At 42.3% G+C, this 9156-nt stretch carries 11 protein-coding genes; 6 read left to right on the forward strand and 5 right to left on the reverse strand.

The genetic code is table 11. From position 1 onward, the window contains the following. The 3 genes from K9M07_07650 to K9M07_07660 all read right to left on the reverse strand — a co-directional run. On the reverse strand, positions 1–153 hold a 153-nt coding region (locus K9M07_07650; protein MCF7853094.1), incomplete at its 3' end, for a helix-turn-helix domain-containing protein. A gap of 316 nt (positions 154–469) precedes the next feature. Continuing rightward, positions 470–1840: a sugar porter family MFS transporter gene (locus K9M07_07655; protein MCF7853095.1), complete on the reverse strand. Its 1371-nt coding sequence runs from the start codon at positions 1838–1840 to the stop codon at positions 470–472. A gap of 31 nt (positions 1841–1871) precedes the next feature. Then, positions 1872–2099, reverse strand: a complete 228-nt coding sequence (locus tag K9M07_07660) for a hypothetical protein (protein ID MCF7853096.1) — start codon at positions 2097–2099, stop codon at positions 1872–1874. Between the two features lie 70 nt (positions 2100–2169). On the opposite strand from K9M07_07660, the gene K9M07_07665 reads away from it, so the two are divergent. Next, positions 2170–2415, forward strand: coding sequence for a hypothetical protein (locus K9M07_07665; GenBank protein MCF7853097.1), 246 nt, complete (start codon positions 2170–2172; stop codon positions 2413–2415). A gap of 162 nt (positions 2416–2577) precedes the next feature. Here K9M07_07665 and K9M07_07670 read toward each other — a convergent pair whose 3' ends face one another. Together K9M07_07670 and rimO are read right to left on the reverse strand one after the other, a co-directional pair. Further along, positions 2578–3219, reverse strand: coding sequence for a hypothetical protein (locus K9M07_07670; GenBank protein ID MCF7853098.1), 642 nt, complete (start codon positions 3217–3219; stop codon positions 2578–2580). A gap of 292 nt (positions 3220–3511) precedes the next feature. Continuing rightward, positions 3512–4909 carry a 30S ribosomal protein S12 methylthiotransferase RimO gene (gene rimO / locus K9M07_07675; GenBank protein ID MCF7853099.1) on the reverse strand — a complete coding sequence of 466 codons (1398 nt, stop codon included), beginning with the start codon at positions 4907–4909 and terminating at the stop codon, positions 3512–3514. A 128-nt stretch (positions 4910–5037) separates the two neighbouring features. Here rimO and K9M07_07680 point away from each other — a divergent pair, with 128 nt between their 5' ends. From K9M07_07680 to K9M07_07700, 5 genes are all read left to right on the forward strand, one after another. Next, a complete protein-coding gene (locus K9M07_07680) occupies positions 5038–5976 on the forward strand; it encodes an ABC transporter permease (protein ID MCF7853100.1) in 939 nt (312 codons plus the stop codon). Further along, positions 5957–6862 carry an ABC transporter permease gene (locus K9M07_07685; protein ID MCF7853101.1) on the forward strand — a complete coding sequence of 302 codons (906 nt, stop codon included), beginning with the start codon at positions 5957–5959 and terminating at the stop codon, positions 6860–6862. The genes K9M07_07680 and K9M07_07685 overlap by 20 nt, the downstream gene beginning before the upstream one ends. Continuing rightward, positions 6859–8034 (forward strand): ABC transporter ATP-binding protein, encoded by a 1176-nt coding sequence (locus K9M07_07690; protein ID MCF7853102.1) that lies wholly within the window; start codon positions 6859–6861, stop codon positions 8032–8034. The genes K9M07_07685 and K9M07_07690 overlap by 4 nt, the downstream gene beginning before the upstream one ends. Next, complete coding sequence (locus K9M07_07695; protein MCF7853103.1) at positions 8031–8855, forward strand: ATP-binding cassette domain-containing protein; 825 nt, start codon at positions 8031–8033, stop codon at positions 8853–8855. The genes K9M07_07690 and K9M07_07695 overlap by 4 nt, the downstream gene beginning before the upstream one ends. A 73-nt stretch (positions 8856–8928) precedes the next feature. Then, entirely contained in the window at positions 8929–9090 is a 162-nt protein-coding gene (locus K9M07_07700; protein MCF7853104.1) for a hypothetical protein, read from the forward strand. The last annotated feature ends 66 nt before the right edge of the window (positions 9091–9156 follow it).

A 9156-nucleotide genomic window follows, 5' to 3' on the forward strand; every position in this document is an offset into this window, starting at 1 on the left:
GATCTTTTCTTTTTTCTCGTAGTAAGCATCCGTTCTTTCTTTCAGAAAATGATTGTAAACGAATCGAGAGCATCCAAAAGCATGTGATAGCTGTATTTTCTGCTCGTCGGTAGGATAGAATCTGTATCGATATGATCTACTTACAATTTTCATATTATCGTTGTAACACACCGTTAAGTATCGTGCAAGAAGAAAAGACGGCTTATATCCCCACGCCTAAAGGCCTGACTATTACCCACAAAATTTTAATTTGATATTCTTATGCCTCAAAGAAATGATGGAGATCCTGGAATGACCTACATTTGGCGAGGATGGGATAAGCTTTCTCTTATAGCAAATTTCTGGGCAACAACTTGTGGGTAATAGTCAGACCTAAAGGCGGGGGTTTTACGCCGTCAGCGATAAAATGCACGGACTTGCTCCAACAAACATTATGAAGTCGCTAGAAAAAAAGGCAACACAAAAGCCTTTATTTTTTCCAAAAGTTAGCTATCTCTTCGAGAGACTTGCCTCTTGTTTCAGGGACGCGATAATAAACAAAGAAAAAGGAAATGGCGGTAATCAAGGCAAACATTAAAAAAGCAACTCCGCCCCCAAAACTCTTAGTTATGGGAAGAAATGTTAAAGAGACTAGATAATTCATCGCCCAGTTAGAAAAAATGCAAATACTCATGACTCTTCCTCTCACCGCTAAGGGAAAAATCTCTGATATAATGACCCATGTAATCGGGCCTAAACTGATAGCAAAAAAGAAAACATAAAATAAGGCGCTTATCAGCGATAACCAAGATAGATCGCCCTTTCCAAAAAGAAAGCAAAAGGCCAAAGAGACTAAACCGATAAACATTCCGGATAGCCCGGTAAGTAATAGAGGGCGCCGCCCCTTGATATCGATCAGCCACATTGCAAAAATGGTGGCAAGGACATTAATTAAACCGAGGGAAATCGTTGCAAGCATTGCAGTAGAGTGCGTTATAAACCCCACCTCACGAAAAATAGTCGGAGCATAATAAAAAATAGCATTAATTCCCGTAAGTTGTTGGATCATACTGATCCCTACACCTACGACGAGAGCCCCTAAAAGGCCCTGTTTAAGAAATCCCCCCACGCATAGCGGAGTTTTTTTGACGGTTAAGGAAAGACTCGATTTTGTCGCTTCATCTGCTTTCTTAACACTTTGAATGACTTCCTCGACATCACTATCGCCTCTCACATCCTTTAAAATAGTGCGCGCTTGATCTATTTTATTTTGACCAATCAGCCAATTGGGACTTTCAGGGAGAAAAAACATGCCAATAAACTGGACAAATGCAAAGGAGCAACTGACGATAAATAGCCATCTCCACATATTTTCCAAATCAAGGACGGCATTTAAAATAAAGGAGAGGAGAAATCCGCTAGTGATCATGAGCTGGTTTGTCGAGACAAGGGCTCCACGATACTTTGTAGGGGCAATTTCAGAGAGATATAAAGGGACAATCAATGACCCAAATCCCACCCCCAGACCCGTTACAAATCGTCCAATAACGAGTGTTGTAACTGAATGAGAAAAGGTAAGAAGGGTTCCCCCAATCAAGTAAATGACTGCACTCATCATCACTGTCTTTTTTCGTCCCATACGATCTGAAATAAAACCGGCACCAATTGCTCCAATGAGTGCTCCCAAAATCAGAATGCTGACAACATTGGCTTTTTGGGCAAGAGTGAGTTGAAAAAGCTCGCTAAAGATAATTAATGTTCCTGCTATAACACCCGTATTGTAACCAAATAATAGCCCACCGATCGACCCAATAAAGGCAATCATCATGGCATAAAGAGTGATTCCTTTTGATTTTTGCATCGCTTTATGATCCTAAGTTTGAGTCAATGGGCTATAGCCCTTCTCCATGATTTTGTGAGAAATGTGTCCTAAATGCGCGGATATTTTTTTCACTCTCTTCGAGTGTAGCGCCTGACCAAAACCCCTTCTTACATGTTTTAACCGCTCCATTACCGCCTAGCGTGGTAAACTCTCCTGTTTTGACAATGCGGCAGGAACAAATAGAGCGATCGGGATCCATGGGATCAACAATGCAAGGCGCATCAAGACAAATAGCCAAAGGCAACAGGAACTAAAATCACTACAGACCAAGCGAAGAATGCACAATACTTTCTCACCGGAATCCCCCATTGGATAAACAAAGGCCAAGCGGGGAGCTCCAAGCAGCCCAACTATGCCAATACTCCTTAACCGTCAAAAAATCCCCCTATGTATGGAGGGGATTTTTTAAAAACTTCTTAATGACATGTTTTATTTTTCTATTCCAGAAAATTATACCGAAGGGGGGATCATGTATACCGGGAGTGATTCAAGGGTTGGAATTTTTAGAAGCCGGTGCACCGATGGTCGATCGGGCCGAAGGCCCTTCTACCTGAAAGGGCGCACTATTGACAATAGGCAGAGGTGAGGTAAATTGACCAAGCGGGGATGCCGGGTGATAAACCCCAATTCTTCAATTTATTTCGGTATACATACACAGCATTTAGATGTTTTACAATATAAGCTTGAATAGATACTAAGCTTATTAGGCAGATGATTCAGAATATCAAACCGATACCAATTCGAGTAGTTGGGGTAAATTGTTGCCACTGATTCCAATCATCAAAAGCAATTTTAGATAATGAATAATTGAGCCCAATATCAATGAATCCATATCCCGATACCATTCCTATTTTTCCGGCAAGGACAGGATATACAAACTGATTGAAATGCCCAATAGAAGTATAGGGATATAAGACTCCCGCCCCCGTTTGAAGATAGAACTTGACATAGTTTGAAGTATTCGTAGAAATCCCCCCATATCCCACTAAATAATTAAAATATGCATCCCCAATTTTTTTGGTATTTCCCCAGACTATTCCTCGAGATGAATTGACTGGATCAAAGTTCCAAAATAAATTCAATTCGCGCAGTTTTTTTTTCTGATTTAAAACTTCAATCTCGTAAAATAAATTCCCTTGATACTGACGAAAAAGAACCCCTATATCGTTATTTTTTTTCTCAAAACCGGATTTGAAAACAAAAAACTGAAATCTTTTATTATCAAGACCTTCAGATTTATTGGATTGTGATAATTCGGTCGCAGACACACTGAAAATAACACAAACAAACAGAGCTAATAAGGGCTTAAACTCGACTTTGTATATTTTTCGGATGCGAGTTTTGCAAGATTTTGACATACAATCGGTTATCAATTCCTGCAATCGGCTTGAACACGCCATTACAGGAATTGGTAACCGATTGTATGTCAAAAGATTGTGAAAATCGCGCCAAAAAATGTACAAAGTCGAGTTTAAGTATTTAAAAAATCCCCTCCGTGAATAGAGAGGAGATTTTTTGATGGTTAAGGAATGTTGGCTATTAATGGTTGGCCCCCGTTCAAATAAATGACTGTTTTTAAAGAGGGAGTTGCAAAACTCCATTCGGAGCCAACCCCGCGCTCGCTTTGCCGAATCGGCTTTGCAATTCCCTCTAAATTAAAACAAGTTGTGATTTCGGATTTTTGAGCTTATGCTTTTTGAGAGGACGAATGACGTGGCCAATCAGGTCATAACCGATCGCATCGGTGATTTCGACCAGATACTGTTCTCCAAAGTTCTTGACTCCGGAGGGGTCATTAATAATTACTTGCCCGTCGATGTCGGGAGCTTGCCCATAAAACCGACCGACGAGGAGGTGCTCGGATTCGGGATGATACCCTTCGATTATCACATCAAGTTGCCGGCCAATCAAACGTTGCATATTGAGAGCGACAACCTCTTGCTGTGCAGCCGCGAGTTTATCAAAGCGCTCTTGCTTCACCTCAGGGGAGATGTGTCCGTCGAGCTGCGCCGAATAAGACTCTTCTTCTTTGGAGTATTGGAAAATCCCGATATTATCGAGTCGGTATGTTTTAACAAAATCGAGTAGCTCTTGAAACTGCTCCTCTGTTTCTCCCGGGAATCCCACCATTAAGCTGGTGCGGATGACGATACCCGGGATTTCTCTGCGCAGCTTTTCAATGATATCGATGATTTGCCCACGCGATGTTTTGCGGTGCATTGCTTTAAGAACCGGATCGCTAATGTGCTGGAGTGGCATATCTAAATAGGGCAAAAGCCTCTTATCGCTTTTAATCAGAGCAATCATCTCATCATCGATCTCATCCGGATAGAGATAAAGTAGACGAAGCCAATAATCACCGGGCTCATTTAGGATCTCTCTTAATAGAGCAGCAAGTCCATTTTTTTCTTTTTGGTCTTTGCCATAGTCGCCGAGATCTTGAGCAATTAAAATAATTTCTTGGCATCCGGAATGGATCAGCGATCTAAATTCTTTTAAGACTTGTTCATGGGGCTTGCTTTTCAGCTTCCCTTTAATCTTGGGAATAATACAAAAGGCACATTGTTTGCGGCACCCTTCTGCAATTTTCAAATAGGCAAAATGACGCGGTGTTGAAATCAACCGAGGAATTTCACCGTGTTGTAAGAAGCTCTTAGCATCAGTAACGGCTTCGCCGGATTGATCAGACTGTAGAGCTTTGAGAATTTGACTCACATCCCCGGACCCCAGATAATAGTGGACATCGGGAAAAGCCTCCTGAATGATTTGGCGATGGCTCTGAGCCATACAGCCTGTGATGATGACTTTAGCGTCAGGTTTTTTGATTTCAAAAAGTTCATCAATCACATCAAGCGCCTCTTGACGTGCACTTTCAAGAAAGGAACATGTATTGACAATGAGAAAATCCGCTTCTTCAGGATCGGAAATAGGCTCATAGCCGGCTTTGAGAACAATCCCGAGCATCACTTCCGTATCGACTAAGTTCCTCGAACAGCCCAAACTTGTAAAATTGATTTTATTAACAAAAATTTCTTTTTGAACTCTCATCCATGAACCTCTATTATAAGGTGCATTATTATACTGAGTGCCGTATCAAAAGGCAAGTGGAGGATTTTGACAAAATAGAAACAACATGAGAAAATAAGCCCCCCACTAACGTACCCTTATTTTTTTAAATGTCACTCCGCTTTGTCCTCAAGAGACTTTTTAATTTAATCGTCGCGCTCTTCTTTGTCGCAACGCTCACTTTTTTCCTCATGCGAGCGATCCCGGGAGACCCTTTTGTTCAAGATCAAGCCATCCCCAAAGAGGTCTTAGACGCGATGCACCGCCACTATGGACTTGATCAACCCATATGGATCCAATATTTAACCTGTTTAAAAAAATTAGTTACCTTTTCTTTAGGCCCCTCTTTTAAATATGAAGGGCGAACGGTGAATGAAATTATCGCCTCGGGATTCCCTATTTCATTTACCTTAGGGCTCACTGCTCTTGTAGTATCTATATCTTCAGGCATCTTATTCGGTAGCATCGCAGCTGTTTTCAGAGGAAAATGGCAAGATCGATTATTTATGATCATTGCCGTTCTAGGCGTGTCTATTCCCAATTTTGTGATTGCAACTCTTTTACAATATCTATTTGCGATTAAATTCCCGCTATTCCCTATCGCTCGATGGGGTGATATTTCCCACATGGTACTCCCAACTCTCTCCCTCAGCGCCCTCCCAACAGCTTTTATCGCCCGCTTGATCCGTGCCAATATGATTGAAATCCTCGAACAAGACTACATTATCATGGCACGTGCAAAAGGTTTGAGCCAAAGACAGATTATATTTCATCACGTCTTTAAAAATGCCCTCCTCCCCGTCATTACCTACATTGGTCACATCAGTGCCGGAATTTTAACAGGTAGTTTTATTATCGAGAAAATTTTTGGTATTCCGGGCCTTGGAAACTGGTTTGTCAGCAGCATTTCCAGTCGCGACTACACGATGATTATGGGAATAACAATGTTTTATAGCAGCTTTTTAATGATTACTATTTTCATCGTTGATATCATTTATTACTTATTAGATCCGCGCATTGGAAAGCATCATGGAAACAACTCTTTTTAAAAAAGCGGTTAAAATCACCCAAAACGAAGAAGATTGCCCTCTTTTTATCTCTTTTCAACGCGATGCTTTTCGCCGCTTATTTCAAAATAAATTAGCCATCACCTCCCTTTTTTTTCTAATTATCCTATTGCTATGTGCTATTTTTATTCCTATGTTCACGACTTATCCTTATTATGAGACGCATCTCCCTTTAAAAAATCTCCCCCCCTCTCAACAATTTATTTTTGGAACGGATGATCTGGGCCGAAGTCTATTTAGCCGGATTTGGTATGGCGCGCGCATTTCCCTCTTTATCGGTCTCTCAGCTGCACTCATCGATATGGTCATCGGTGTCCTATATGGAGCAGTGGCAGGTTTTATTGGGGGAAAAGTCGATGAAGTGCTGATGCGTATCACAGACATTTTCCATTCGCTTCCCCGTCTTGTCATAGTGATTTTATTGATGGTCGTATTTGGACAGAGCGTAATAACCATTGTCATTGCGATGACACTCACCGGATGGATCAATATGGCCCGCATTATTCGTGGACAAATCATCGTTCTAAAACAACAAGAATTTATCCTCGCAGCCAAAATCATGGGGGCAAGTCCTCTCCGTATTCTATTCACCCATTTAATTCCCAATACCTATGGCGCCATCATAACGACGGTCACGTTAACCATTCCGGCAGCTATTTTTACGGAGGCTTTTTTAAGTTTCTTGGGCCTTGGTGTCCCCCCTCCTGCGGCAAGCTGGGGAACAATGGCAAATGACGGGCTCTCTTCATTTCGCTACTACCCTTGGCGCCTCTTTTTTCCGGCAAGTTTTATTAGCTGTACACTGCTTGCCTTTAATATTCTCGGAGATGGTTTGCGCGATGCCTTTGACCCGAGGTTGCGCAAATGACTCCTTTATTAAGCGTTAAAAACCTCAATATTATTTTTCATCAAGAACAGCGCGATGTTCATGCCGTGAGAGGGGCTTCATTTACACTATATCAAAGTGAAATGCTGGCTATTGTAGGTGAATCGGGATCAGGCAAAAGTGTAACGGCCAAAGCTCTGATGCATCTACTCCCCTCTGAGGGAAACTCCGTTTATGCCGATGAGATGCGCCTCTTTAAGGCGGCCACCGGCGCGCAATGCGGGCTAGAGCGCATTTCTCACACTATTTCGAGTGAAGATGAGCAGGATGGTGCGTCAGATTTGGTCTTCTCGGGGCGAGAACATTGTCAAATAGACAAGACGAGCCCCGGGAAGGATGAAGATGACGTGACAGACTGCACAGATTCACCGAGAAAGCGTGAGAATTGCGGGCTAGATTTATTGCAATTAAAAAATCGCGACTACCGACGCCTTTGTGGAACACAAATTGCAATCATCATGCAAGATCCCATGACTGCTCTAAATCCGACAATGACCATTGGAAAACAAATTGAAGAGTGTATTCGAAGGGCTTTCCCAAAACTCTCTTCCCGATCACTCAAAACTAAAACACTTGAGCTCCTATCACTTGTGAAACTGCCCGATCCGGCACGTCATTATAGGCAGTACCCCTTTGAGCTTAGTGGTGGAATGTGCCAACGCGTTGCCATTGCCATGGCTTTTGCCTTCTCCCCTCAAATCATTATCGCCGATGAGCCGACCACTGCGCTCGATGTCACTACACAATCTGAAATTTTAAAATTAATGAAGGATCTGCAGAAAAAAACGCAAACGAGCATTATTTTAATTACGCATGATTTGAGCATTGTAGCGCGCTATTGCGATCGAGTTATTGTCATGTACGCAGGCAAAATTGTTGAGTCTGCCTCGATTTGCGATCTTTTCTATCATCCCAAACACCCCTACACACAGCTTCTACTGCAATCACTCCCAAATGCAGTGATAGAAGGTGATCGCCTCACGCCCATTGAAGGAAAACCTCCCGATCTTTCCAAATTACTACCCGGCTGTTCTTTTTTTGATCGGTGCCCTTATGCTATGGAAATTTGCGAAAACCATTCTCCTCCTCTCACTCAGATGGAAAATAAACACGATAGCGCCTGTTGGCTTCACCATAAGAAGGAACCCTTGTGATCAATCACCCCCTTTTAGAAGTTAGAGATCTTTGTGTCGATTACCCCCATTCTAAAACAGATATCGTCAAAGCCGTACGCCATGCCGGTTTTACAATTTACGAAGGGGAAGTCCTTGGTCTCGTTGGTGAGAGCGGTTGTGGTAAATCAACCTTAGCAAAAACGCTTGTCCGCATTTTACACCCCACAAGCGGATCGATTCATTATGATGGAATAAATCTTCTCCATCCAACTAAAGAAGAACATTTTAAACTATGCCGCGAAATCCAACTCGTTTTTCAAAACACCTCTTCGAGTTTAAATCCCCGCATGACCATCCAAGAAATTTTAACCGAACCTCATTTGATTCATCGAAACGCCTCATCATTTCATGCAACGCAATCGCAAATGATCCGGCTCTTAAATCTCGTTGGGTTGCGATCAGAAGTGCTCGGCCGCTATCCCCATGAAATCAGCGGTGGACAGAGGCAACGCATTTGCATCGCAAGAGCATTGGCCCTTTCCCCTCGATTTATCATTTTTGATGAGTCCATTTCAGCACTGGATGTCTCTGTTCAGGCCCAGATCATTAACCTCCTCATCGAACTGCGCCAAAAGATCAATCTGACCTTTCTCTTTATTTCACACGACCTTTCAATGATGAAATTTCTTACAACACGCATTGCGGTCATGTATCAAGGGCACATTGTCGAAATGGCCCCTACTCAAGAACTCTATCAAAACCCTGTCCACCCCTACACAAAACAACTGATTGCAGCTATTCCAATCCCCGACCCGCTAAAAGAGCGCGAGCGCCACGCGCCTTTAGTCATGAAATCTTAAACTAAACTGATTGCAATTAAATTATTTTTTTGACATTGACCGAGTAAATAAACCAATACCATCTAAAGGCGCTATGGCTGCATCAGTATCAAGCCCAACACCAATAGACCCAAGAGAACAACTCTTAGCTGAGATTAAAGAAAAGTCAGACCCTCATGTCAGCTCGACTTTGTACAATTTTATGATCAACTCGCTGACGCTCATCGATCATAGGATTGGACAAGAAAAAAATTGATAGAGAGCGCTCAATCATTCATACTGTTTGGTTATCAAGCACAAACGGTAAAACTATGGACTCTCT

The organism is Simkaniaceae bacterium (assembly GCA_021734805.1).
In the GTDB taxonomy this organism is placed as follows: Bacteria; Chlamydiota; Chlamydiia; order Chlamydiales; family JACRBE01; genus Amphritriteisimkania.

What these genes read in the sequence shown, in the direction of transcription:
- K9M07_07685 (MCF7853101.1), top strand. Translation starts at nt 5,957, where the DNA reads ATGGAAACAACTCTTTTTAAAAAAGCGGTTAAAATCACCCAAAACGAA.
- K9M07_07680 (MCF7853100.1), top strand. Translation starts at nt 5,038, where the DNA reads ATGTCACTCCGCTTTGTCCTCAAGAGACTTTTTAATTTAATCGTCGCG.
- K9M07_07690 (MCF7853102.1), top strand. Translation starts at nt 6,859, where the DNA reads ATGACTCCTTTATTAAGCGTTAAAAACCTCAATATTATTTTTCATCAA.
- K9M07_07670 (MCF7853098.1), bottom strand. Translation starts at nt 3,219, where the DNA reads ATGTCAAAATCTTGCAAAACTCGCATCCGAAAAATATACAAAGTCGAG.
- K9M07_07700 (MCF7853104.1), top strand. Translation starts at nt 8,929, where the DNA reads ATGGCTGCATCAGTATCAAGCCCAACACCAATAGACCCAAGAGAACAA.
- K9M07_07655 (MCF7853095.1), bottom strand. Translation starts at nt 1,840, where the DNA reads ATGCAAAAATCAAAAGGAATCACTCTTTATGCCATGATGATTGCCTTT.
- rimO (MCF7853099.1), bottom strand. Translation starts at nt 4,909, where the DNA reads ATGAGAGTTCAAAAAGAAATTTTTGTTAATAAAATCAATTTTACAAGT.